The sequence below is a fragment of the Streptomyces sp. SID8374 genome, assembly GCF_009865135.1.
Lineage (GTDB): Bacteria > Actinomycetota > Actinomycetes > Streptomycetales > Streptomycetaceae > Streptomyces.
The window spans coordinates 1721266-1745035 of the sequence record NZ_WWGH01000002.1 but is presented as its reverse complement, the minus strand read 5'-3'; the positions used below and the strand labels follow the sequence as shown (position 1 = coordinate 1745035).

The window sequence follows — 23770 nt, the reverse complement described above, 5'->3', positions numbered from 1 at the left end:
AGGATCAACAAGCCGTATCAGCTTGACCAGATGTGATGGAATATGACGCCCGCTGGTCGAGGAGCAGCGGAATCAGGCTCCTGGCCGACTGCCGCAGGGGCACATATGCGCCAGCTCCGTCCCGGTGGGACCGGACGCCGTGCAGGGCGAGTCCGTCCTTCACCCCGGCGTACTGGGCGGCCTCCAGCCGGTAGCCGCACGGCGGGTCGGTGAGGACCTCGCCGGGCCCGGCCGGATCGTTGTCGGCGCCGCCCAGGTATACGGGGCCGCGGTCGGCGTACCCGCTCAGGCGCGAGAGCGCGGTGGCGGCGCGGATGCGGGCGCGCTGCTCCTGTGTGAAGTCGAAGAGGCCGCCGAGCGCGGTCTGCTGGGAGTGGACCCTGCGCCGGTGGTTGAGGGCGGGGTCGTCCTTCTCCGCCTCGCTCAGGGCGTCGATGCGCGACTCGATGAGGAGGCCGACGGCGTGCTTGAGGCCGGAGGTGTTGCGCAGGATGCGTTCCTGGCCGTCCCCGGCCGTCTGCTTGATGGGGTCGCCGGTGACGGGGTCGGTCCAGATGCCGTAGATGCCGCTGCTGTAGCCGGCCCCGGTCGCGGCGGGCCGCACGTACCGCTCGGAGAGAGTGCGCGAGAGGTCGTGGACACGGCTGTCGACGTTCAGGTTGCGGGGCCACAGGACGAAGAGGTCCTTGTCGTAGTACGGCTGCGTTGCACCGTACTCGTGCAAGTCGTAGATGACATCGGGCCGTTCGTCGCGGACGACGGCCGCGACGGCCCGGCCCTCCGTGGTCTCCAGGGCGATGTGGTCCCGGTTGATGTCGACGCCGTCGGCGTTGCCCCGGGTGTCGGCGGCGCGCCCGTCGGGGTTGGCCGTGGGCAGCACCAGCACGGTCGTACGGGAGAGGAAGGCGCGGGTGGCGCGGTCCTCGGCGAAGGCCAGGTCGCGCAAGGTGGTCAGACAGGCCTCACGCCCGGCGGGCTCGTCGCCGTGCTGACTGCATATCAGCAGGACCGTGGTGGTGGCGGGGCGCTGCTCTCCGATGCGTACGAGCTGGAGGGGGCGACCCTCCTCGGTCGTCCCGATCCGTTCGACGGCGGCCCGGTCGCTCCCCCGGTCCACCGCCCCCAGGAAGGCCTGCTCCTCCCCCAGCCCGGTCCAGCGCGCCCCGTCGCTCGCCTCGAACCCGGTGCGCGGCGGATGCGGCGCGGCCTCGGCGGGTGCCATGGCGAACGGAACGGCCAGCGCGCCCAGGACCGCTGCCACCACCGCACTCCGGCGCCGGACCGCCGGGCCTCCGCGCCGCGTACCGGACGGCGGGCGGCCGGGGTGGGCGACCGGCCCTAGCCAGGGCTGCGGGCTGAGCATGCGGAGCGCGCGGGTGGTGCGAGGGGTCATCAGCGGCTGCCTCCCGGGGTACGGACGGAGTGCGGGCGGGCGCGGGCGGCGGGCACCGCGGCGCCCGCCCGGTCGGTCGGTGCCGCGGACGTTACCCGGGTGAACTCCTGTGCAACAGGGGGCGATCACTGCCGGTCGTGACGAGGGCATGGCGATCATGTGACAGAGATGCCCGGAATCGACCGTCCTGCCCTGCGGGCTGCTTAGCCTTTTTCCTGACCGGTCGGAACCATCCCCCGCCCGGTTCACGACCGGTCGGCGACACCCTCCGGCCGGTCGACCGTCCCGACGACTTGGAGTATGCGTGCACCGCAGATTCATCGTCCCCAGCGCACTGGCGGCCACCCTCCTGCTGGCGATCCCGGCGTCGGCCGCCACCGGCACCGTGGGTGCCCCGGGTATCGGCGACCCCTACTACCCGGCCAGCGGAAACGGCGGCTACGACGTCTCCCACTACGACCTGCGGCTGAAGTACCAGCCGACGACCGACCTGCTGGAGGGCACGGCGACGATCATCGCCACCACGACGCAGGAGCTGACCCGGTTCAACCTCGACTTCGGGCTCGCCGTCTCCGAGGTGCGGGTCAACGGCAAGAAGGCCTCCTACGCCAAGAGCGGCGAGCAGGAGCTGGAGATCACTCCGGCGGACCCGCTGGCGAAGGGCAAGGACATCTCGGTGGTCGTCCGGTACGCCGGGAAGCCCTCCGAGGTGAAGGTCAACGGCTGGACCGCCTGGGCCCGGACCCCGGACGGCGGCGTCGCCGCACAGGAGCCGGAGTCGGCGGTCTGGTGGTACCCGAGCAACGACCACCCCCTCGACAAGGCCACGTACGACATCTCGGTCTCCGTGCCGGACGGCACGCAGGCCATCAGCAACGGCGTGCTGGTGTCGCAGAGTTCGAAGCTCGGCTGGACCCGCTTCAACTGGCGCTCCGACAAGCCGCAGGCCACGTACCTCTCGACGCTCGCGATCGGCAAGTTCGACATCACGACCGACAAGACGGCCGACGGCCTGCCGGTGCTGAACGCGTACAGCAAGGACCTCGGTCCCCACGCGGGTGCCGCCCGGGCCAGCATCGAACGGACCGCCGAGGTCGCGGAGTGGCTGACCGAGGTCTTCGGCCCGTACCCGTTCAACGCGCTCGGCGGCTATGTGCCCAATGTGACGAGCGGCTTCGCGCTGGAGACCCAGACCCGGCCCTTCTACAGCCCGCGGCAGTTCGCGAACGGCGCCAACGTCTCGGTCGTCGTCCACGAGATCGCGCACCAGTGGTACGGCAACAGCGTCTCGGTCGACGGCTGGAAGGACATCTGGATCAACGAGGGCTTCGCCCGCTACAGCCAGTGGCTCTGGTCGGAGAAGGAGGGTGAGGGCACCGCGCAGGAGCTGGCGGACTACGTCTACGCCCAGCACCCGGCGAACGACCCGTTCTGGAAGGTGAAGCCGGGCGACCCGGGTCCGGACAAGCAGTTCGACATCGCCGTCTACGACCGGGGCGCGCTGGCGCTCCAGGCGCTGCGCAACGAGGTCGGCGACGAGACGTTCTTCGCCCTGCTGAAGGGGTGGCCGACCGAGAAGGCGCACTCCAACGCGACGGTCGGCGACTTCCTGCGGTACGCGGAGCGGGTCTCGGGCAAGCCGCTGGCGACGCTGTTCGACACCTGGCTGTACCAGCCGAAGCGGCCGGCGCTGCCTGCGGTGTCCTCGGCGGGGGTCGCCAAGGGCGCGGTGTCGTCCCGGGCGGCGGCCCGGCCGGAGCGGCCGGCGTCCTGGAAGAAGATCGCGGCGACGAACACGGTCCATGACCACGGTCACGGCGGTCACGACCACCGCTGACGCGCTTGCATGTGTCTCATCGGGGGCCTCGGAGCGGTGAAGTTCAGCCGTTCCGGCGGCCCCCGGCGGCGTGCGCGGCGCGGGCCGCCCGTGCCATCGGCAGGTACCGCAGCCGCTCCGGCAGCGCGGGAACGACCACCCGCAGCACGGCGCAGATCCGCCGCAGCCGCTTCTCCTGGGCCGCCGTCCACGGCAGGCCGATCGCCGCGCGGGCGTCCGGCGGCATGAGCCCGAGGGTGACGAACCGCCGGCCGCGGGCCAGCGGCGGCAGGAGTACCGGCCACAGGGCCCGCAGGACCATCCGCACCGGCCACGGCCAGCGGTCCGGTGGCGGCACGGGCTGGTCGACGTCGATGAGTTCGCGCACGACGACCGTCGCCTCGATCTCCCCGGCGAGCATCTTCTCCCAGTACGGCCAGAACTCCTCGATGGTCTGGGGCATGTCCCGGTCGTGGATGCCGAGGATCCGGCCGACCTGGAGCCACTCCGCGTACAGGGCACGTTCCTGGGCGGGCGTCATCGGCCGGACGAGATAACGCGCGGCGTGCCGGTAGACGGGAAAACCGGTGGCGTGCACCCAGGCGTAATTGGCGGGCGTCAGCGCGTGGTAGGCGCGGCCCCGGGTGTCGGTGCCCTGGATCGTACGGTGGAGCTTCCGCAGCCTGCGGCCCTCCTCGGCGGCCTCCGCCCCGCCGTACACCCAGAGCTGGAGCGAGCGCAGGGAGCGTTCGCCGCGCCCCCAGGGATCGGTACGGAAGACGGAGTGCTCGTCGACGCCCGCACCGACGGCCGGGTGGGCGACCTGGAGGGTGAGGGCGGCGGGCAGCATGAGCAGCGCCCGGATGTCCCCGGACAGGCTCCACAGGACCCCGCCGGGCGGGGGCGGCAGGGGCTCCTCGACGTCCTTCGCGCTGCGCATCGGGTGCTCCCGGCACTCCTGGCGGGCCTGCGGTGTGCTGCCCGTCCTCCGTATCCCCAGTATGCGAGCGGAAAGAGGGTGCATGCGGACCGGGGTGGACGGCACGCCCCCGGTGCCGGAGACTTTCGCAGTAGTGGTGAGACAGCGGCACTGTCCGATACGAGGGTTCGACGGCGGGGAGCAGAGATGGCGACGGGGACCGACGAGCCCACGCTCACGGTGGACGAGCTGGCGGCGCGCGCCGGGGTCACCGTGCGTACCGTGCGGTTCTACAGCACCCGGGGGCTGCTGCCGCCCCCGGTCATCGGGCCGCGCCGGGTCGGGCACTACGGGGCCGATCATCTCTCGCGGCTCGCGCTGATCGAGGAGCTCCAGCACCAGGGCATGACGCTCGCCGCCATCGAACGCTATCTGGAGCAGCTGCCGCCCGACCTGAGCGCGCACGATCTGGCGATCCACCGCGCGCTGGTCGCGTCCTGGGCGCCGGACACGGCGGAGGACATGACGCGGGCCGAGCTGGAGAAGCGGGCGGGGCGGGCGCTGGCGGAGCCGGATGTGGAGCGGCTGGCGGCGATGGGGGTGCTGGTGCGGCCGGAGGGGGACGGCGGGGCGTACCGGGTGGATCTCGGGCTGCTTCGGCTCGGGGTGGAGCTGCTGGACGTGCCGATCGCTCACGAGACGATCCTTGCGGCGCGGACCGTGCTGCTGGAGCACACCCGCTCCGCCGCCCAGGAGATGACGCGGCTCTTCCGGGACGAGGTGTGGAACCCCTACCGGGAGCGTGAGGGCGATCCGGAGCATGTGGCGGCCATGAAGTCGCTCTCCGCGCACATGCAACCGATCGTCGTGCAGGCCCTGGTGACGGCCTTCCAGCGGTCGCTGAAGGAGGAGCTGCGGGCCGCGTTCACCACCGAGTGACATGGGCGGTGAACGCGGCCCGGATCAGGCTCAGTCGTGGAAGGTCTCGCCCTTCTCCGCCTTCTCCACGAGCAGCGCGGGCGGCAGGAACCGGTCGCCGTACCGCTCGGCCAACTCCCGGGCGCGGGCGACGAATCCGGGCAGGCCGCCCTCGTACCCGTTGATGTACTGGAGCACGCCGCCGGTCCACGGCGGGAAGCCGATGCCCATGATGGAGCCGATGTTGGCGTCGGCGACGGAGATGAGGACGTTCTCCTCCAGGCAGCGGACACTGTCCAGGGCCTCGGAGAAGAGCATCCGCTCCTTCATGTCCTCGAAGGGCACGTTCGCGTCGGCCTTGGTGAAGTGCTCGCGCAGGCCGGGCCAGAGGCCTGCGCGCTTGCCCTCGTCGTCGTAGTCGTAGAAGCCCGCTCCCCCGCTGCGCCCGGGGCGCCCGAACTCGTCGACCATCCGGTCGATGACCTCGTCCGAGGGGTGGCCGGGCCAGGTGCCGCCGGCCTCCTCGACCGCGCGCTTGGTCTCGTTGCGGATCTTGCGGGGCAGGGTCAGGGTCAGCTCGTCCATCAGGGAGAGCACCTTGGCCGGGTAGCCGGACTGGGCGGCGGCCTGTTCGATCGAGGCGGGCTCCACACCCTCGCCGACCATGGCGACGCCCTCGTTGATGAACTGGCCGATGACGCGCGAGGTGAAGAAGCCGCGCGAGTCGTTGACGACGATCGGCGTCTTCTTGATGCGTCGTACGAGGTCGAAGGCGCGGGCCAGCGCCTCGTCGCCGGTCCGCTCGCCCTTGATGATCTCGACCAGCGGCATCTTGTCGACCGGCGAGAAGAAGTGCAGGCCGATGAAGTCGGCCGGGCGGGACACCCCCTCGGCGAGGACCGTGATGGGGAGGGTGGAGGTGTTGGAGCAGAGCAGGGCGTCGGGCTCGATGACGTCCTGGATCTCCTGGAACACCTTGTGCTTGAGCGCGGTGTCCTCGAAGACGGCCTCGATCACCGCGTCGCAGCCCGCGAGGTCGGCCGCGTCGCCGGTGGGGGTGATCCGGGCCAGCAGTTCGTCGCGCTTCGCCTCCGTCGTACGGCCCCGGGAGAGCGCCTTGGCGAGCAGCTTCTCGCTGTACGCCTTGCCCTTGGCGGCCGCCTCGGTGGAGACGTCCTTGAGGACGACCTCGATCCCGGCCTTGGCGCAGGAGTAGGCGATGCCCGCGCCCATCATCCCGGCACCGAGCACGGCCACCTTGCGGAGCGGGCGCTCGGGGATGTCCTTGGGGCGGTTGGCACCGGAGTTGACGGCCTGGAGGTCGAAGAAGAACGCCTGGATCATGTTCTTGGAGACCTGGCCGGTGACCAGCTCGGTGAAGTACCGGGCCTCGATGGTCAGGGCGGTCTCGAAGTCGACCTGGGAGCCCTCGACGGCCGCCGCCAGGATGTTGCGCGGCGCGGGCATGGGCGCGCCCGCGAGCTGCTTCTTCAAGTTGGCGGGGAACGCGGGGAGGTTGGCCGCGAACTTCGGGTTGGAGGGGGTGCCGCCGGGGATGCGGTAGCCCTTGACGTCCCACGGCTGCTGCGACTCGGGGTTGGCGTCGATGAAGGCGCGGGCCTTCTCGATCATCTCCTCGCGGGTGGCGGCGACTTCGTGGACGAGGCCGTTCTCCAGGGCGCGCTGCGGGGTGTACTGGGTGCCCTGGAGGAGCACCTTGAGCAGCGCGTCCGCGATGCCCATGAGCCGTACGGTACGGGTGACGCCGCCGCCCGCAGGGAGCAGGCCGAGGGTGACCTCGGGCAGGCCGATGCGGGAGCCGGGGGCGTCGAGGGCGACGCGGTGGTGGGAGGCGAGCGCGATCTCGTAACCGCCGCCGAGGGCCGCCCCGTTGATGGCGGCGACGACGGGCTTGCCGAGGGTCTCGATACGGCGGAGCGAGCGCTTGATCGCGGTGCCGGTGTCGAAGGCGGCCTGGGCGTTCTCGGGACCGACCTTGATCATGTCCTTGAGGTCGCCGCCCGCGAAGAAGGTCTTCTTGGCGGAGGTGTAGATGATGCCCCGGATGGAGTCCTTCTCGGCCTCTGCGCGGTCGGCGATGGCCGCGATGGAGTCCTTGAAGGCCTGGTTCATGGTGTTGGCGGACTGGTTCGGGTCGTCGAGGACGAGGGTGACGACGCCGGTCTCGTCCTGTTCCCAGCGGATGGTGGTGCTCTCGGTCGTCATGTCGGTGTTTTCTCCGTAAGCAGGTGGGGCCGGGAACAGGTCAGATGCGTTCGACGATCGTCGCGACGCCCATGCCGCCGCCGACGCAGAGGGTGACCAGGCCGAACCGCTGGTCGCGGCGCTCCAGTTCGTCGATCACGGTGCCGAGGATCATCGCTCCGGTCGCGCCGAGGGGGTGGCCGAGCGCGATGGCGCCGCCGTTGACGTTGACCTTGTCCAGGCTCAGGCCCATGTCCTTGACGAAGCGCAGGACGACCCCGGCGAAGGCCTCGTTGATCTCGACCAGGTCGATGTCGTCGATGGTGAGCCCGGCCTTGGCGAGCGCCTTGCGGGTGGCGGGGGCGGGGCCGGTGAGCATGATGGTGGGCTCGGAGCCGGAGACCGCCGCGGAGACGATGCGGGCGCGGGGGGTGAGTCCGTAGCGCTCGCCGACCTCCTGGGAGCCGATGGCGACGAGGGCGGCGCCGTCGACGATGCCCGAGGAATTGCCCGCGTGGTGGACGTGGTCGATCTTCTCGACCCAGTGGTACTTCTGGAGCGCCACCGCGTCGAAGCCGCCCATGTCACCGATGGCGGCGAAGGACGGCTTGAGGCCGGCGAGGGAGTCGGCGGTGGTGCCGGGGCGCATGTGCTCGTCGTGGTCCAGGACGAGCAGGCCGTTGCGGTCCTTGACCGGGACGACGGAGCGGGCGAAGCGGCCGTCCTTCCAGGCCGCCGCCGCGCGCTCCTGGGAGAGGGCGGCGTACTCGTCGACATCGCGGCGGCTGAAGCCCTCGATGGTGGCGATGAGGTCGGCGCCGATGCCCTGCGGGGCGAAGCCGGTCTCGAAGCTGGTCATCGGGTCCATCGCCCAGGCCCCGCCGTCGGAGCCCATCGGCACCCGGGACATCGACTCGACGCCACCGGCGAGGACGAGGTCCTCCCAGCCCGAACGGACCTTCGCGGCGGCCAGGTTGACCGCTTCCAGGCCCGAGGCACAGAAGCGGTTCTCCTGGACCCCGGCGACGGAGTCGGGGAGCCCGGCGGCGATGGCGGCGATCCGGGCGATGTCGGAGCCCTGGTCGCCGAGCGGGCTGACCACGCCGAGGACGATGTCGTCGATGGCGGCAGGGTCCAGGTCCGGGAAGCGGCCCCGGATCTCGTGGATGAGGCCGACGACCAGGTCGATCGGCTTGGTGCCGTGCAGGGCGCCGTTGGCCTTGCCGCGGCCGCGCGGGGTGCGGATCGCGTCGTAGACGAATGCTTCGGTACTCAAGACAGCTGCCTTTCGAGGGTGGTTGAGAGGAGAGCGACGAGGTGGTCAGGCGAGCAGCGAGCGGCCGATGATCTCCTTCATGATCTCGGTGGTGCCGCCGTAGATGGTCTGGATACGGCCGTCGGTGAACGCCTTGGCGACCTTGTACTCGCTCATGTAGCCGTAGCCGCCGTGGAGTTGGAGGCAGCGGTCGGCGACGCGCTTTTGGAGTTCGGTGGCCCACCACTTGGCCATCGAGGCGTGGACGGCGTCCAGCGTCCCGTCGGAGTGGTCGACGATGCACCGGTCCAGGAAGGTCCGGGTGACGGCGCACTCGGTGGCCATCTCCGCGATCTCGAACCGGATGTGCTGGAGCTTGGAGAGCGGACGGCCGAACGCCTCGCGCTCCTTGACGTACCGCGTGGTGATCTCCAGCAGGTGTTCGGCGGCGGCGATCCCGGCGACCGCTATGCCCATGCGCTCCTGGGCCAGGTTGGTCATCAGATGGATGAACGCGCCGTCCAGCTCACCGAGGAGGTTCTCCTTGGGGACACGGACGTCGTTGAAGAACAACTCGGCGGTGTCCTGCGACTTCTGGCCGATCTTGTCGAGGTTGCGGCCCCGCTCGAACCCTTCGGCACCCCGCTCCACGACGATCAGCGAGAGCCCCTTCGCCCCGCCGTCCGGCGTGGTCTTGGCGACGACGATCACCAGGTCGGCGAGGATGCCGTTGGAGATGAAGGTCTTCGAGCCGTTGAGCAGCCAGTGGCCGCCCTTGTCCTCGGCGGTGGTGCGGATCGCCTGGAGGTCGGAGCCGGCGCCCGGCTCGGTCATCGCGATGGCGGTGATGGTCTCGCCGGAGCAGAAGCCGGGCAGCCAGCGGCGCTTCTGCTCCTCGGTGGCCAGGCCGGTGAGGTAGGGGCCGATGATGTCGTTGTGCAGGCCGATCGCGAGGCCCGGCGCCCCGGCCCGGGTGAACTCCTCGGCGAGGACGGCGCTGTAGCGGAAGTCGGTGGAGCCGCCGCCCCCGTACTCCTCGGGGACGGCGAGGCCGAGCAGCCCGGCGCGCCCGGCGGCCAGCCAGGCGTCGCGCGAGACGATGCCGTCCTGCTCCCACTGCTCGTAGTACGGGAGCACCTCCTTGGCCAGGAAGGCCCGGACGGTCTCGCGGAACGCGTCGTGCTCCTCGGTGAAGATCTGGCGTTGCACGGGGTCTCCTAGTCGTGAGGGTCGGTCCGGAGCCCCGGTACGCCCCAGTCGTCAGCGACCGCGTCCGTGTCGGCGCCCGGCTGTGCGGGCCCGCTGCGTACGGAGACGGGCGTGGCGGAGAAGCGCGGCGCGGGGGCGGGCTGGGTGATGCCGCTGCGGTCCACGTAGGTGGAGCGGGCGGCGAGGTGCGGGTGGTGCGGCGCCTCGCGGAGGGAGAGGACGGGGGCGACGCAGGCGTCGGTGCCGTCGAACACCTCGGTCCACTCCGCCCGCGTACGGGTGAGGAAGCGTTCGGTGACGGCGGCGCGCAGCTCGTCCCAGCGGGCCAGCTCCCACCGGTCGGGGAAGGCGTCCGCCAGGCCGAGGAGGCCGATGAACTCGGCGTAGAACTGCCCCTCCAGCGGGCCGACCGCCATGTGGCCGCCGTCGGAGGTGGCGTAGGTGCCGTAGAAGGGGCAGCCGCCGTCCAGCAGGTTGGCGCCGCGCCGGTCCTGCCAGCTCCCGGCGGCCAGCATGCCGTGGATCATCGAGGCGAGGTGGGCGGCGCCGTCGACGATCGCCGCGTCCACCACCTGCCCGGCGCCGCCGGGGGTGCGGGCGTGCTGGAGGGCGGCGAGGACCCCGACGACGAGGTAGAGCGAGCCGCCCGCGTAGTCGCCGACCAGGTTGGCGGGGACCACGGGCGGCTCGTCCGGCTTGCCGATCATGGAGAGGGTGCCGCTGAGGGCGAGGTAGGCGATGTCGTGCCCGGCCCGCTGCGCCAGCGGCCCGTCCTGGCCCCAGCCCGTCATCCGCCCGTAGACCAGCTTCGGGTTGCGGGCGAGGCAGGCGTCGGGCCCGACGCCGAGCCGTTCGGCGACGCCGGGGCGGTTCCCCTCGATCAGGATGTCGGCGCGTTCGGCCAGGTCCAGGACCCGCTCGGCGCCGCCTTCGGCCTTGAGGTCGACGAGGACGGAGCGCTTGTTGCGGTTGGTGATGTCGTACGCGGGGTCGATGCCGAGGCCGGGGCCGCCGGGCCGGTCGACGCGTACGACATCGGCTCCGAGGTCCGCCAGGAGCATCGCCGCGAACGGCCCGGGGCCGATCCCCGCCAACTCGACGACACGGACGCCTGTCAGCGGGCCGTGCCCGGTCCTTGCCATCCTTGAGCCCCCAGGGGTGTGACACAACCGATGTAACATCAATGATGCTAAGAACGCGCCCCGCTCTCCACAACCCCCTGGGCCGAGCAAGCGCTTAGTTCTTCCTCCCCGATCCTCTCGCATCCCTCCCGGGCGATCCACGTCCGCGCCCCGCCCGGCCGCACACCCCACGCCCCCCTCCGCTAGCCTGCCTGCCACGTCTCCACCCGTCCCCGCGCCCCCGGAGGTACTCGTGAACAGGCAGAATGGGGCGGCACGCCCCCTGGATGTCGTCCTTTTCGGTGCCACCGGCTTCGTGGGGGTGCTCACCGCCGAGTACCTGGCGGCGCACGCCCCCGAAGGACTGCGCTGGGGGCTGGCCGGCCGCAGCCGCACCAAGCTGGAACGGCTCCGCGAACGGCTCACCGCGATCGAACCGCGCTGCGCCGGGCTGCCGCTGCTGGAGACCGACGCCGACGACGAGGACGCCCTGCGCGAACTCGCCACCTCCACCCGGGTGGTGGCCACCACCGTGGGGCCGTACATCCTGTACGGCGAGAAGCTCGTCGCCGCCTGCGCCGAGGCCGGGACGGACTACCTGGACCTCACCGGCGAGGCGGAGTTCATCGACCGGATGTATGTGCGCCACGACGCGCGGGCCCGGGAGACGGGGGCCCGCATCGTGCACGCCTGCGGCTTCGACTCCGTACCCCATGACCTGGGGGCGTACTTCACGGTCAAGCAGCTGCCGGAGGGCGTGCCGCTGACCGTCGACGGCTTCGTCCGCAGCAACGCCGTGTTCTCCGGCGGTACGTTCGCCTCGGCGCTCACCGCGATGGGCCGAGGCCCGCAGATGCTGCTCGCCGCCCGGGAGCGCCGCCTGCACGAGCCCCGCCAGGTGGGCCGCCGGGTCCGCACGCCTACGGGCTCCCCGCACTTCAGCGGGGCCACCGGCACCTGGGCGCTGCCGCTGCCGACCGTGGACCCGGCGGTCGTGGGCCGCTCGGCGCGGGCGCTGGAGCGGTACGGCCCCGACTTCCGCTACCGCCACTTCGCCTCGGTCAAGACCCTGCCGATGGCGCTCGGCGGCCCGGCGGCCGTGGGCGCGCTGGTCGCCGCCGCGCAGGTGGGGCCCGTACGCGACTGGCTGATGGGGCGGTACGAGGCGGGGCAGGGGCCGGACGCGGAGCGCCGCAAGCGGAGCTGGTTCAGCGTCCGGTTCGTCGGGGAGGGCGGCGGGCGGCGGGTCTTCACCGAGGTGTCCGGCGGCGATCCGGGCTACGACGAGACGGCCAAGATCCTCGCCGAGTCGGCCCTGTGCCTCGCTCTGGACAAGCTCCCGGAGACCTCCGGCCAGGTCACCACGGCGACGGCGATGGGCGATGCCCTGCTGGAGCGGCTGACGGCGGCGGGGCTGCGCTTCCGGGTGGCGGCGGTCCGCTGAACAGGGCTGTCAGAAGATCCAGCTGACCAGCGTGTAGAGCATCGCGCCCAGCCAGACGAGGCCGACGACCCCGCCGAGGGCCATACCGAGGGCGATGCGTCGCTGGGCGGGGTCGAGGGGCATGGGGCGGACGGCTGTACGAGAGGTGTTCATACGTTCAGCCTGCCCAGCAAGATCGCTTTACGCCATCCGTACGGATACTCAGTCGAATCCTGCGGACAGCGGCTCGTCTCAGGCGGTCGCTTCGCGCAGGGTCTGCCGGCACAGGGCGTCCGCCCGGCGGGTGCTCTCCGGCTGGCGGAAGCGGCGGGCCAGGCGCAGGGTGTGGGCGCAGGCGTTGTCGAGGCTGATCCGGTGGCCGACGGAGACGAAGACCGGGTTGGTGTTCTCCTGGGTGCGCAGCGCCCGGCCCACCACCTCGTCACCGTCCACCAGCGGGGAGGAGTCGCCGCGCCGGGGGCCGGGGGCCTCGTAGGTGAAGGTGAAGGGGTTCTTGCCGACGCCGATCACGGGCAGCCCGGTGAGCACGCCCAGATGGCTGGCGAGGCCGAAGCGGCGCGGGTGGGCGAGCCCGTACCCGTCGCAGATGACGACGCCGGGGTCGACGGTCAGCGACTCCAGGGCCTCCAGCACGGTGGGGATCTCGCGGAAGGCCAGCAGCCCGGGGACGTAGGGGAAAGTGATCTTGCCGACCGCGGTGGCCTCGTCCACGGTCTCCAGCGTCTCGGCGTCCAGGACGACGGCCGCCGCGACGACGACGTCCTTCTCGTCGTCGTACGCCACGTCGACGCCGGTCACCAGACCGGTCCCGGGCGCCGGGCCCGGCTCGTCCAGCACCACCAGGCCGCGCAGGCGGTCCTGGATCGCCCGGCCCTCGGCTTCGTCTGCGGGGGTCTCATGGGCGGGAGGGGGCGGTGTCGTCATGACCAGCAGCTTAGGCGGTTCCGGGGCACCCCCGGTCCCGTAGCCTGGCGATCATGTTCGTACTCGAATTGACCTACACGGCCCCGGTCGAGCGCGCGGACGCGCTGATGCGGGAGCACATCGCCTGGCTGGACGAGCAGTACGCGGCGGGCGTCTTCATCGCCTCGGGCCGCAAGAACCCCCGGGACGGCGGGGTGGTCCTCGCCGTCGGGGAGGACCGGGAGCGGATCGAGGCGATCGCCGCGGCCGACCCCTTCGCCGAGCACGGGGTCTGCGCCTACCGGATCACCGAGTTCATCGCGACCAGAACGGCACCGGAACTCGCCCCGTACAAGCAGGAGTTGCCCAGCCAGTAGGTTGGACGGACCACGCTCCCTCCCACCGGGAACGCGCGCGCTCCAGGGTGCGCCGCCGAGAACCGGGCAGGAGGGCAGCGGTGCAGGAGAGCGCGGAGGAGGGCGGGGCGTGGGCGGTGACGCAGCTCACGCCACCCGCCGGTGCACGGATCGATGCGTTCCGTCGTCTACTCCAATGCCGGGAACCGTTCACCCAGCCGCGAGAGGGAGCAGGTCTTGTCCAGCGTTATCGAGCAGTCCGTGCAGGCCCGCATGGTCGCGTCCGCCCCGCGGATGGAAACCCTGCCGGCCACACTGAGTTACGACCGCAAGGACCCCTTCGCCGTGCGGATGGCGTTCCCGGCCCCGGCGACCCTGGAGGGGACCGAGGTGTCCTGGGAGTTCTCCCGCGAGCTGCTGACTGCGGGCGTCGACACCCCTACGGGCGAGGGCGATGTCCGGGTCAGGCCGTTCGGGTACGAGCGGACGGTGCTGGAGTTCCACGCCGCCGAGGGCATCGCCATGGTCCACGTACGCACGGCTGAGCTGCGCCACTTCCTGGAGCGGGCACAGGAGCTGGTGCCGGTGGGCGACGAGTACCGCTATCTGGAGCTGGACCGGAGTCTGACCGATCTGCTGGGCGGCGCCTGCTGAGCGGCGGGCCGCCGCTCCCCTGAACGGGAATGACCGCACGGGCTCCCGGGCGAAAACGTGTTGCCGGGCCGTGCGCCCCGGTTCTACCTTGGTGATGTTCCTGTTGTCGTCGGATCGGAGAGGGACGTTGCTGATCTGAGGTCCCCCGCACCGTGCAGTGCCGCCACGCCTCGTCGTGGCCGATGGCGCCCGTGTGCGATCTCAGCTCGTCAGCCGTCCCGCGCTCATTCCCCGACGTACACGGGAGATCCGTATGTCTACGTCCGACACCCACATCAGCTGTACCTCCCTCTCCTTCTCCTGGCCCGACGGCACCGAGGTCTTCTCCGGCTTCGACCTCACCGTGGGCCCCGGCCGCACCGGGCTCATCGGGCTCAACGGATGCGGCAAATCCACCCTGTTGCGTCTGATCGCCGGTGAACTCGTCCCGCTGGAGGGCGAGATCAGGATCCGTGGCGGCATCGGGTATCTGCCGCAGACCGTCACCCTGGACACCGCCCTGCGGGTCGATCAGGTGCTGGGCATCGCGGACCGGCGGGCGGCGATCGACGCCGTCGCGGCCGGTGACGTACGCGAGGAGCTCTTCACCGTGATCGGCGACGACTGGGACGTGGAGCAGCGCGCCCGCGCCACCCTCGACGGGCTCGGCCTCGGCCCTATCGGCCTGGACCGCACCGTCGGGGAGATGTCCGGCGGCGAGTGTGTGCTGCTGCGCCTCGCGGCCCTGCTGCTGGCCCGCCCCGGGGTGCTGCTGCTGGACGAACCGACGAACAACCTGGACGCGGTGGCCCGCAAGCGGCTCTACGACGCCGTCGACGCCTGGAGCGGGGCGCTCCTCGTGGTGAGTCACGACCGGGAGCTGCTGGAGCGGGTCGACCGGATCGCGGATCTGCGGGACGGATCGGTCACCTGGTACGGCGGGAACCTCTCGGCGTACGAGGAGGCGCTCGCGGTCGAACAGGAGGCGGCGCAGCGCATGGTGCGGGCCGCCGAGTCGGATGTCCAGCGGCAGAAGCGCGAACTGGCCGAGGCCCACATGAAGTTGGCCCGGCGCAGGCGGTACGGGCAGAAGATGTGGGACACCAAGCGGGAGCCGAAGGTGGTGATGGGCCAGCGCAAGCGGTCCGCCCAGGAGTCGGCCGGCAAGCACCGCATCCTGCACACCGAGCGGCTGGCGGAGGCCCAAGAGCGTCTCGACGAGGCGGAGTCGGCGGTGCGCGAGGACGAGGAGATCCGCATCGAGTTGCCGAGGACCCGGGTGCATCCGGGGAGTGAGGTGCTGCTCCTGCGCGACCTGGCGCCGCCCTACGGGGCGCCGCTGCGCGGGGAGTTCACGGTGCGCGGGCCCGAGCGGATCGCGCTGACCGGGCGCAACGGGGCGGGCAAGACGGCGTTGCTGCGGACGATCGCGGGCGAGCTCGTCCCGGTCTCCGGCGAGGCGACGACGCTGGTGCCGCTGGGCTTCCTCCCGCAGCGGCTGGACACGCTGGACGACGCGCTGTCGGTGGCGGACAACGTGAAGCGGTCGGCGCCCGGCCTCACCGACAACGGCGTCCGGGCCCGGCTGGCGCGCTTCCTCTTCAAGGGGGGCGCCGCCGACCACCCGGCCGGGACGCTGTCGGGCGGGGAGCGGTTCCGGGCCACGCTGGCGACGCTGCTGCTGGCGGACCCGGCGCCCCGGCTGCTGTTGCTGGACGAGCCGACGAACAGCCTCGACCTGGCGAGCGTACGACGGCTGACCGAGGCCCTCGACGCGTACGAGGGGGCGCTGATCGTGGCCGGCCACGACGTGCCGTTCCTGGAGTCGATCGGGATCACCCGGTGGCTGCGGCTGGACGGGGAGCTGCGGGACACCTCGGCGGAGGAGGTGCGGGCGGGGCGGTGAGCGACCGCCGAAGATCCTCCGGAAAAGGCGACAGAAGCTGTCGGGTATCCGGCCTAGCGTCGCCGGTATGGATCACAGCACCGAGCGCCGCATCGTCATCACCGGAGCGCACGAGAACAATCTGCGCGATGTCTCCCTCGCCCTGCCCAAGGGCCGGATCACCGTCTTCACCGGGGTCTCCGGTTCGGGGAAGTCGTCGGTCGTCTTCGACACGATCGCCGTGGAGTCCCAGCGGCAGCTGAACGAGACCTTCACCTCGTTCCTGCGGAACCGGCTGCCGAAGTACGAGCGGCCACGGGCCGAGTCCATGGAGGACCTGTCCGTGGCCGTCGTCATCGACCAGAGGCCGCTCGGCGGCAACGTCCGGTCGACCGTGGGCACGGCGACGGACATCTGGTCGGTGATCCGGGTGCTGTTCTCGCGGTACGGCACCCCGAGCGCGGGCGGGGCGACCGCGTACTCCTTCAACGACCCGACGGGGATGTGCCCGGAGTGCGACGGGGTGGGGCGTACGGTCCGCCTCGATCTGGACCGGGCGGTGGACTGGTCGAAGTCGCTGAACGAGGGGGCGCTGCTGCTGCCCGGCCTCTCGGTGGGCAGCTGGGAGTGGAGCCTGTACGGCGGGTCGGGGCGGTTCGACAACGACCTGCCGCTGTCCGAGTACGGCGATGAGGAACGCCAACTGCTGCTGTACGGCTCCGGGTTCACCGTCCGGGTCGATATGCGCACAGGCTCGGCGGCTATGCAGTTCGAGGGGGTGGTGGCGCGGTTCGAGCGGCTCTACCTCAAGCGCGACACGGCGTCGCTGTCGGACAAGCGGCGTGCGGCGGCCGACCGGTTCACCGTCGAGAAGGTCTGCGCCTCCTGCGGCGGGGCGCGGCTGAACGCGGCGGCGCTCGCCACCCGGATCGACGGGCTCTCCCCCGCCGACTACGGCCGGATGGAGGTCGCCGATCTCGTCGGCGTACTGGCGCGCATCGACGATCCGGTGGGCGGCCCGATCGCGGCGGCGGCCCGTGAGCGGCTGGAACGGCTCGTGGGGATCGGGCTCGGCTATCTCAGCCTGGACCGGGAGACGACCACGCTCTCGGGCGGCGAGGGGCAGCGGCTCAAGATGGTGCGCCACCTGGGGAGTTCGCTGACCGGGCTGACCTTCGTCTTCGACGAACCGAGCATCGGGCTGCACCCGCGGGACGTCGGGCGGCTCGGTGATCTGCTGGTGCGGCTGCGCGACAAGGGCAACACGGTGCTGGTGGTGGAGCACGACCCGGATGTGATGGCGGTCGCCGACCACATCGTCGACATGGGGCCGCGTGCCGGGTCGGAGGGCGGTCACGTGGTCTTCGAGGGGCCGTTCGACCGGCTGCGCGAGGCGGACACGCTCACCGGACGCTGCCTGCGTCAACGGACCACCGTCAAGAGTGAGTTCCGCTCCCCCACCGGTCATCTCCCGGTCCGGGGCGCCGATCTGCACAACCTCAAGGGGCTGGACGTGTCGTTCCCCACCGGGGTGCTGACCGTGGTGACGGGGGTGGCCGGTTCGGGCAAGTCGACGCTGGTCTCGGAGGTGTTCACGGCGGCCCACCCGCAGGCGGTGGTCATCGACCAGAGCGCGATCACCGCCTCCTCCCGCTCCACCCCGGCCTCGTACATCGGTGCGCTGGACACCATCCGCAAGGTCTTCGCCCGGGAGAACGGCGTCGACGCGGGGCTGTTCAGCTTCAACTCGGCGGGCGCCTGCCCGGGTTGCTCGGGCCGCGGGGTGATCTCCACCGATCTGGCGTTCATGGACCCGGTGACCACGACCTGCCAGGAGTGCGAGGGCCGGCGGTTCCACGACGACGTACTGAAGCACCGGGTCGGCGGCCGGTCCATCGTGGACGTGCTGGAGATGACGGCGGCGCAGGCGGTCGGGCTCTTCGAGGACCGCGTACTGCTGCGGAAGCTGCGGACCCTGGACGAGGTCGGCCTCACCTACCTGACGCTCGGGCAGCCGCTGAGCACCCTCTCGGGCGGTGAGCGCCAGCGGATCAAGCTCGCCACCCAGCTGCACCGCACCTCCAGCGTCTACGTCCTGGACGAGCCGACGACCGGGCTGCACCTGGCCGACACGGGGGCGCTGGTGGATCTGCTGGACCGGCTGGTCGACGCGGGGAACACGGTGATCTGCGTGGAGCACAACCTGGAGGTGGTGAAACGGGCGGACCGGGTGATCGACCTCGGCCCGGACGGCGGGAAGAAGGGCGGCGAGCTGGTCTTCGAGGGGACACCCCAGGAGCTGCTGGCGGACCGCACCTCGGTTACCGCCCGGTATCTGCGCCGGGATCTCGGCCTGCCCGAGGAACCCCGCTGACCTGCGAAGACCCGTTGACGTACGCCGAAGTCCGGGGTGAGCTGCACGCATAACGGTACGTAATCGGGTGCCCGCGGGGACGGGCTTGGCTTTGCCCTTACCGTCGCCTTAACCTACGGTCACGTAACCTACGAAGCCGTAGGTAATTCTCCCGTCCCCAGGAGCTCCCCGTGACGATCACCTCTCCCCACCTCGGCAGTTCGAAGGCGTGGACCGACGCCCAACTGCTGTACGCGCTGGAAGAGGTGGTGGAGAAGGAACTCAACCGCCATCTCAAGGTCGCCAAGGACTGGATGCCCCACGAGTACGTCCCCTTCTCCGACGGCCGGAACTTCCCCGGCATCTTCGAGGACGGCGAGGCGTGGGCGGCGGACCAGTCCAAGGTCACCGACATCGGCAAGATCGCGCTCGTGGTGAACCTCCTCACCGAGGACAACCTCCCCAGCTACCACCACGAGATCGCCTCCCTCTTCGGCCGCGACGGCGCCTGGGGCACCTGGGTGCACCGCTGGACCGCCGAGGAGGGCCGCCACGGCATCGTGATGCGCGACTACCTGCTCACCTCGCGCGCCGTCGACCCGGACAAGCTGGAGCAGTTCCGCATGGCGCACATGGCGGAGGGCTTCGAGTCGGACAACCGGCACTCGATGCTGCACTCCGTCGCGTACGTCGCCTTCCAGGAGCTGGCCACCCGCGTCTCGCACCGCAACACCGGCCACCAGTCCGGCGACCCGGTCTGCGACCGGATGCTGGCCCGGATCGCGACCGACGAGAACCTGCACATGGTCTTCTACCGCAACCTCCTGGGCGCCGCCTTCGAGCTGGCCCCGGACCTGACCATGCAGGCCGTGCGCGACGTCGTCGTCAACTTCCGGATGCCCGGCCACGGCATGCCCGGCTTCGAGCGGGCCGCCGCGCAGATGGCGATCGGCGAGATCTACAACATGCGCATCCACCACGACGACGTGATCCAGCCGGTGCTGCGCTATCTGAAGGTCATGGACATCGACGGGCTCGGCCCGGAGGGCATGAAGGCGCAGGAGGAGCTCGGCCTGTACATGGGCGGGCTGGACAGCGAGGCGTCGAAGTTCGACGAGAAGCTCGCCGCCCGCAAGGCGCGGATGATCGCGCGCGGCCGCGCCTGACGTTCGCCCCGCGTCCGAACCCGGCCGCCCGTCGCCCCGCGCCTCTCACTCCACCGCCGTGACCTCCGCGTACGCCACGTCGCGTACGTCGTCGCAGGGGTGCTGGCGCAGCATCCGCAGCTGGGTGCGCCACGGTCCGGTCCACGCGGTGCGTCGGCCGCAGGCGACCGTCAGTTCGGCGGCGAACCGGCCCTCGGCCGCGCCTCCGGTCCCGGCCAGGCGCGCGACGACGACCAGCAGGGTGTCCAGGGCGCCGGAACCCGCTCCTCCGGCCTCCTCGACGCGCTGTCCGACGGTGCCCGCGGTCCGGGCGGCGAGGGCGGGGCGGCCGGTGTGCAGTGCGGCCAGCTCCGCCAGGGCTGCGTGCAGCGCGTCGGCGTCCGCGCTCTCCGGCTCCAGTGCCCCCGCGTGCAGGGACACCGCCTGCGGTACGAGATCACGTGGTCCGCGAGGACCCGCCCGGCCTCGCCGAGCACGGCCCTGCCCCGCGCGTCGTACACCTCGGGCCATGCCGTCAGCGCCTCGGTCAGCCGGACGAGGCGCTGACGGCGTGGCCGGTCCCGCTCGGCCCCGGCGTCGTCGGCCGTCTCCCCGGTCGCCAGCAGTGCCAGCGCGCGCTTCAGTGCCGTCGCCGCCTGCGGTGTGGCCGGGGCGGCGGTGGCGAGGGCGTCGGCGGCGGAACTCCAGGTTCCGCGCCGGTCCATGCCGGTGAGCGCCTCGACCAGGACCGTCGCCGCTCCGGGCGCCCAGGGCAGCCAGGGGACGAGCGCGCGGTGTCCGAGGGCGACCAGTTCGTCGTCGTCGGAACCGCACACCTTCTGAACCAGCTTGGCGTAGCGCGGCCGGTGGCCGGGGTCCAGCTCGTTCGGATGCGTCCGAAGTACGGCGGTGGGCAGCACGCCCTCGCCCGTCGCCGCGTCACCCATCACCTGCCACATCCGCTCGTCGCCGAGCAGGCCCGTACCGGAGGCCACGCAGGCCGCCCGCACATCCGGGTGCTGACCGGGCTCTGCGTACGCGTCGGCGAGGAGGGCCGCCGCGTCGGGCAGGGGCAGCAGGGTCGCGGCCAGCCGGACCGTCTGCTTGCGGCTGGTCACCTTGCCCGTGCCGGGGCGGTGCGGGCGGCGAGCAGCTCGCGGAGCCGGGAAGGGCGGGCGTGGGCGGCGGCCCTTCCCGCCGCGTACAGCGCGACGCGGGCCCGGTCGTCCCCGGCGTGGGCCAGCAGGTCGGGCAGTGTGTCGGCGGGCCGGTCGGTGTGCGCGAGGGCGGCCAGCGCCGCTTCCGCGAGGACCACGTCCGGGGCGTCCCCCGAGGCCCGTACGGCATCGGCTCCCCGGCCGGGGAGAGCGGCGAGCCGGCCGAGCGCCGCCCCGCGCGCGTACAGCGGCAGCTTCTCGTCCGCCACCGTCCGCTCCAACTCCCCCTGTTAGGACTCGGCGCGCAGGACGGTGGCGCGGTCGGCGCCGCAGGTGCGGGCGCGGTCGGCCAGACGGCGCGCGACCTCGGCCACATGGGCACGGGGCAGGGCGTCCAACAGCGCGGTGTCGACGGTGACTTCGGCGCCCTCGCCCCGGCCCGCAATGGCCGCCGCGTGGACGGCGGCGCGGCGGGAGGGCGGCAGGGCGCGGAGCAGTCGGGGCAGCAGCTCCGGCAGGCCGCGCCCCAGCTCGGCGACCAGTTCCTCGGGAAGGCCGGCCACCAGCCGGTGCAGCAGGGTGCGGCTCAGCAGCTGTGGCGGACAGCGGAGTTCTGGCACGGGCGGGGCGGTTGGGCCGTGGTCGCGCTCTTTCCCGCGCGGCGGTCAGGGGCGGTTCAGCCCTGGTTGCGCTCTTCCCGGCGCAGCCGTTCGCGCTCCTTCTCGGAGAGCCCGCCCCAGACGCCGAACCGCTCGTCGTTGGCGAGTGCGTACTCCAGGCAGGCCACGCGCCCCTCGCAGGCTCCGCAGAGCTGCTTGGCCTCGCGCGTCGAACTGCCCGGGGCCGGGAAGAAGAACTCGGGTCCGGCCTGCGCGCACAACGCGGTCTCCTGCCAGTCGAGCGCGTCCTCGGTCACCGTATTGATCAGCATGGGAGATACGGTGCCCGGCCGCGATAAACGACTGATCAACGATTCATCAATCACCGGGCGCGGCGGTCGGGTCCCGGCCTGGATCTGCCCCGGTTCCGCCCTGGGTACGCGCCGTCACTGCCTCGGCCGGGGCTTCATCACCGCGAACACCGCGCCGAAGGGGTCGGTGACGTTGGCCATGGTGCCGACGCCGGGCACCTCCATCGCCGGCAGCGCCTCCGCGCCGCCGAGCGTCTTGGCTGCGGCCACCGTGGCCTCCACGTCCTCGACCGCGAAGTACGGCATCCAGTGCGGGCCGCGCGCGGCCTCGGCCGGGACGTCGCCCATGGTGACCAGCCCGCCGAACGACAGCTCCGGACCGGTGCCCGCGGGGTGGACCGTGGTGTAGACGTAGTCGGTGCCCTCCACCTTCAGCGCGTCGGTCTTCCAGCCGAAGACCTCGCCGAAGAACCTGGCCACCGCCGGGACGTCCGGGGTGTACAGCTCGGCCCACAGGAGCGAGCCCGGCTGCTGGATGACGCCGAGGCCGGGGTTCTGCCGGGGCTGCCAGACGCCGAAATAGGCTCCGGCCGGGTCGAGGAAGCCGCCCATCCTGCCGTGGTCGAGGACGTCCATCGGCTCGAAGGCGGAGCGGCCGCCGGCCCGGGTGACCAGCTCGGCGGTGTCGTCGGCGTCGGGCGTCCGGAAGTAGAGGGACCAGGCGCTGGCGGACTGCTCCTCGGGGACCGTCATGACACCGCCGACGGTGTTGCCGTCCAGGGTGAACATCCCGTACCCCCCGACCTCGGGGCCGCCGGGGACCACCTCCCAGCCGAAGAGGCCGCCGTAGAAGGCGCCGGCCCCGTCGAGGTCGGGCGTGCCGAGATCGACCCAGTTGGGTGCTCCGTCGGGGAAGGTGGGGTTGAGCATGACGTGCTCCTTCGGCGGATCCCGTGGCCGCGCGCACACGGTGGCGCGAGGACTTTTCCCTGTCCCGTCGAGTCTTGCACCGGCCGCCGGCAACCGCAGTCCGCGCGGGGCCGACCGGGGCCGCGTCCCCGCCTCCGCCCAGGTCAGCGGCGTACCCCCAGGGCCGGGAGGATCTTCTCGGCGACGCGGTAGGCCTCCTCCAGGAGCGGGTTGCCGGAGAGGATGAAGGTGTCGACGCCCAGCTCCTCGTACTCCTTCAGCCGCTCGGTCACCTGGGCCGCCGAGCCGACGACGGCGGTGCCGGGTCCCGGGCGGAAGAGGCTCATGCCGGGCCACAGATTGGGGTGGGTCTCCAGCTCGCGGGCGCGGGCCGGCACCCTTCCGCCGTGCTGGCGGAACTGGCGCTGCCAGCCGACGCCGTCCTCCCCCGCCCGGTCCCCGAGCTGCCGGGCGTACGTCGCCTCGCTGGTGACGTCCAGCAGCCGGTCGGCCGCCGCCCACGCCTCGTCCTCGGTGTCGCGGACGATGAGGTGGAGGCGGAGCCCGATGCGCAGGGTGCGCCCGTGGGCGGCGGCCCGGGCGCGGACCTGTTCCAGCTTTTCCTTCAGCAGGTGCGGGGGCTCGCCCCAGGTGAGGAAGACGTCGACGTGCTGGGCGGCCATCTCGATGCCGGGGGCGGAGGAGCCGCCGAACCAGAGCGGGATGTGCGGGTCCTGGACGGGCTTCAGCTCGCGGAACGAGGCGCCCGCGTTCTTCAGGTCGTAGAACCGGCCCTGGTGGTCGAAGACCTCACCGGCGGTGAGCCGTTTGACGAGGGACCAGTATTCGGCGCTCAGCTCGTACCGCTCGTCGTGCTCCACATGGAGCCCGTACTCCTGGAGGGACTTGGTGGAGCCGTTGACGACGTTGAAGCGCAGCCGTCCGCCGAAGAGGTTGTCGAAGGTGAGGGCCATCTTCGCCAGCAGGGTCGGCGAGATCAGTCCGGGGTGGACGGCGAGCAGCGGCTTGAACCGGGTGCTGGTGGCGGCGGACAGCGCGCTGCCCAGCGGCCAGACGTCGTGCAGGTCGGTGGCGAGCAACGCCCCGCTGTAGCCGAGCTGTTCGACCGTTCCGGCGAGCCGGGTGAGGTAGCCGAGGTCGGTGGGGCGGCGGCCGGCCGGCTCCCACGGGTAGGCGCCCTCGCGCGGGATGATGTACCAGAGGACTTCGGTGGCCATG

22 protein-coding genes are annotated in these 23770 nt (G+C 71.7%); 8 read left to right on the top strand and 14 right to left on the bottom strand.

Features of this window, described 5'->3' with window-relative positions; all coding sequences use genetic code 11:
* Positions 1-4: 4 nt before the first annotated feature.
* The gene (locus GTY67_RS31065; protein WP_161281235.1) at positions 5-1393 is read right to left on the bottom strand and encodes a M14 family metallocarboxypeptidase; all 1389 of its coding nucleotides are present in this window, start codon (positions 1391-1393) and stop codon (positions 5-7) included.
* Between the two features lie 304 nt (positions 1394-1697).
* Between GTY67_RS31065 and GTY67_RS31060 the strand changes: the two genes are divergently transcribed.
* Complete coding sequence (locus tag GTY67_RS31060) at positions 1698-3230, top strand: M1 family metallopeptidase (RefSeq protein ID WP_161281234.1); 1533 nt, start codon at positions 1698-1700, stop codon at positions 3228-3230.
* Between the two features lie 43 nt (positions 3231-3273).
* Here the strand turns inward: GTY67_RS31060 and GTY67_RS31055 are convergent, their stop codons facing one another.
* Positions 3274-4149: an oxygenase MpaB family protein gene (locus GTY67_RS31055; protein WP_161281233.1), complete on the bottom strand. Its 876-nt coding sequence runs from the start codon at positions 4147-4149 to the stop codon at positions 3274-3276.
* Positions 4150-4335: 186 nt separating this feature from the next.
* On the opposite strand from GTY67_RS31055, the gene GTY67_RS31050 reads away from it, so the two are divergent.
* Positions 4336-5067: a MerR family transcriptional regulator gene (locus GTY67_RS31050; protein WP_093689685.1), complete on the top strand. Its 732-nt coding sequence runs from the start codon at positions 4336-4338 to the stop codon at positions 5065-5067.
* A gap of 30 nt (positions 5068-5097) precedes the next feature.
* On the opposite strand, the gene GTY67_RS31045 is transcribed toward GTY67_RS31050, so the two are convergent.
* The 4 genes from GTY67_RS31045 to GTY67_RS31030 are packed head-to-tail and all read right to left on the bottom strand — an operon-like array spanning position 5098 to position 10857.
* On the bottom strand, positions 5098-7272 hold the full coding sequence (locus GTY67_RS31045) for a 3-hydroxyacyl-CoA dehydrogenase NAD-binding domain-containing protein (RefSeq protein ID WP_161281232.1): 2175 nt from the start codon (positions 7270-7272) through the stop codon (positions 5098-5100).
* Positions 7273-7312: 40 nt separating this feature from the next.
* Complete coding sequence (locus GTY67_RS31040) at positions 7313-8527, bottom strand: acetyl-CoA C-acetyltransferase (protein ID WP_093689689.1); 1215 nt, start codon at positions 8525-8527, stop codon at positions 7313-7315.
* Between the two features lie 45 nt (positions 8528-8572).
* Positions 8573-9715, bottom strand: coding sequence for an acyl-CoA dehydrogenase family protein (locus GTY67_RS31035; RefSeq protein ID WP_161281231.1), 1143 nt, complete (start codon positions 9713-9715; stop codon positions 8573-8575).
* 8 nt (positions 9716-9723) lie between these two features.
* Entirely contained in the window at positions 9724-10857 is a 1134-nt protein-coding gene (locus GTY67_RS31030; RefSeq protein ID WP_161281230.1) for a CaiB/BaiF CoA-transferase family protein, read from the bottom strand.
* A gap of 232 nt (positions 10858-11089) precedes the next feature.
* Between GTY67_RS31030 and GTY67_RS31025 the strand changes: the two genes are divergently transcribed.
* A complete protein-coding gene (locus tag GTY67_RS31025; protein ID WP_161281229.1) occupies positions 11090-12280 on the top strand; it encodes a saccharopine dehydrogenase NADP-binding domain-containing protein in 1191 nt (396 codons plus the stop codon).
* A 9-nt stretch (positions 12281-12289) separates the two neighbouring features.
* On the opposite strand, the gene GTY67_RS34710 is transcribed toward GTY67_RS31025, so the two are convergent.
* Together GTY67_RS34710 and GTY67_RS31020 are read right to left on the bottom strand one after the other, a co-directional pair.
* Entirely contained in the window at positions 12290-12433 is a 144-nt protein-coding gene (locus GTY67_RS34710; RefSeq protein ID WP_202462405.1) for a hypothetical protein, read from the bottom strand.
* 78 nt (positions 12434-12511) lie between these two features.
* Positions 12512-13204, bottom strand: coding sequence for an endonuclease V (locus tag GTY67_RS31020; protein ID WP_161281228.1), 693 nt, complete (start codon positions 13202-13204; stop codon positions 12512-12514).
* Between the two features lie 53 nt (positions 13205-13257).
* On the opposite strand from GTY67_RS31020, the gene GTY67_RS31015 reads away from it, so the two are divergent.
* The 5 genes from GTY67_RS31015 (at position 13258) to GTY67_RS30995 (ending at position 19576) form a co-directional block, all read left to right on the top strand.
* A complete protein-coding gene (locus GTY67_RS31015) occupies positions 13258-13560 on the top strand; it encodes a YciI family protein (protein WP_161281227.1) in 303 nt (100 codons plus the stop codon).
* Positions 13561-13776: 216 nt separating this feature from the next.
* Positions 13777-14193, top strand: a complete 417-nt coding sequence (locus GTY67_RS31010; protein WP_161281226.1) for an SsgA family sporulation/cell division regulator — start codon at positions 13777-13779, stop codon at positions 14191-14193.
* Between the two features lie 253 nt (positions 14194-14446).
* Positions 14447-16078 (top strand): ABC-F family ATP-binding cassette domain-containing protein, encoded by a 1632-nt coding sequence (locus GTY67_RS31005; RefSeq protein WP_161281225.1) that lies wholly within the window; start codon positions 14447-14449, stop codon positions 16076-16078.
* Between the two features lie 67 nt (positions 16079-16145).
* Positions 16146-18431 carry an excinuclease ABC subunit UvrA gene (locus tag GTY67_RS31000; RefSeq protein WP_161281224.1) on the top strand — a complete coding sequence of 762 codons (2286 nt, stop codon included), beginning with the start codon at positions 16146-16148 and terminating at the stop codon, positions 18429-18431.
* Positions 18432-18601: 170 nt separating this feature from the next.
* Positions 18602-19576, top strand: a complete 975-nt coding sequence (locus GTY67_RS30995) for an acyl-ACP desaturase (protein WP_093689707.1) — start codon at positions 18602-18604, stop codon at positions 19574-19576.
* Between the two features lie 170 nt (positions 19577-19746).
* On the opposite strand, the gene GTY67_RS30990 is transcribed toward GTY67_RS30995, so the two are convergent.
* The 6 genes from GTY67_RS30990 to GTY67_RS30965 form a co-directional block, all read right to left on the bottom strand.
* A complete protein-coding gene (locus tag GTY67_RS30990; RefSeq protein ID WP_161281223.1) occupies positions 19747-20673 on the bottom strand; it encodes a hypothetical protein in 927 nt (308 codons plus the stop codon).
* Complete coding sequence (locus GTY67_RS30985; RefSeq protein ID WP_093689711.1) at positions 20670-20981, bottom strand: hypothetical protein; 312 nt, start codon at positions 20979-20981, stop codon at positions 20670-20672. The genes GTY67_RS30990 and GTY67_RS30985 overlap by 4 nt, the downstream gene beginning before the upstream one ends.
* Positions 20982-21002: 21 nt before the next feature.
* Entirely contained in the window at positions 21003-21332 is a 330-nt protein-coding gene (locus tag GTY67_RS30980) for a hypothetical protein (RefSeq protein ID WP_093689713.1), read from the bottom strand.
* 56 nt (positions 21333-21388) lie between these two features.
* Positions 21389-21643, bottom strand: coding sequence for a WhiB family transcriptional regulator (locus GTY67_RS30975; RefSeq protein ID WP_093689715.1), 255 nt, complete (start codon positions 21641-21643; stop codon positions 21389-21391).
* A gap of 114 nt (positions 21644-21757) precedes the next feature.
* Positions 21758-22552 carry a VOC family protein gene (locus GTY67_RS30970; protein ID WP_161281222.1) on the bottom strand — a complete coding sequence of 265 codons (795 nt, stop codon included), beginning with the start codon at positions 22550-22552 and terminating at the stop codon, positions 21758-21760.
* Positions 22553-22695: 143 nt separating this feature from the next.
* Entirely contained in the window at positions 22696-23769 is a 1074-nt protein-coding gene (locus tag GTY67_RS30965; protein ID WP_161281221.1) for an LLM class flavin-dependent oxidoreductase, read from the bottom strand.
* Between the last annotated feature and the right edge of the window lies 1 nt (position 23770).

What these genes read in the sequence shown, in the direction of transcription:
- GTY67_RS31050 (WP_093689685.1), top strand. Translation starts at nt 4,336, where the DNA reads ATGGCGACGGGGACCGACGAGCCCACGCTCACGGTGGACGAGCTGGCG.
- GTY67_RS31065 (WP_161281235.1), bottom strand. Translation starts at nt 1,393, where the DNA reads ATGACCCCTCGCACCACCCGCGCGCTCCGCATGCTCAGCCCGCAGCCC.
- GTY67_RS31030 (WP_161281230.1), bottom strand. Translation starts at nt 10,857, where the DNA reads ATGGCAAGGACCGGGCACGGCCCGCTGACAGGCGTCCGTGTCGTCGAG.
- GTY67_RS34710 (WP_202462405.1), bottom strand. Translation starts at nt 12,433, where the DNA reads ATGAACACCTCTCGTACAGCCGTCCGCCCCATGCCCCTCGACCCCGCC.
- GTY67_RS31005 (WP_161281225.1), top strand. Translation starts at nt 14,447, where the DNA reads ATGTCTACGTCCGACACCCACATCAGCTGTACCTCCCTCTCCTTCTCC.
- GTY67_RS30975 (WP_093689715.1), bottom strand. Translation starts at nt 21,643, where the DNA reads ATGCTGATCAATACGGTGACCGAGGACGCGCTCGACTGGCAGGAGACC.
- GTY67_RS31000 (WP_161281224.1), top strand. Translation starts at nt 16,146, where the DNA reads ATGGATCACAGCACCGAGCGCCGCATCGTCATCACCGGAGCGCACGAG.
- GTY67_RS30965 (WP_161281221.1), bottom strand. Translation starts at nt 23,769, where the DNA reads ATGGCCACCGAAGTCCTCTGGTACATCATCCCGCGCGAGGGCGCCTAC.
- GTY67_RS31015 (WP_161281227.1), top strand. Translation starts at nt 13,258, where the DNA reads ATGTTCGTACTCGAATTGACCTACACGGCCCCGGTCGAGCGCGCGGAC.
- GTY67_RS31055 (WP_161281233.1), bottom strand. Translation starts at nt 4,149, where the DNA reads ATGCGCAGCGCGAAGGACGTCGAGGAGCCCCTGCCGCCCCCGCCCGGC.
- GTY67_RS31045 (WP_161281232.1), bottom strand. Translation starts at nt 7,272, where the DNA reads ATGACGACCGAGAGCACCACCATCCGCTGGGAACAGGACGAGACCGGC.
- GTY67_RS31020 (WP_161281228.1), bottom strand. Translation starts at nt 13,204, where the DNA reads ATGACGACACCGCCCCCTCCCGCCCATGAGACCCCCGCAGACGAAGCC.
- GTY67_RS30970 (WP_161281222.1), bottom strand. Translation starts at nt 22,552, where the DNA reads ATGCTCAACCCCACCTTCCCCGACGGAGCACCCAACTGGGTCGATCTC.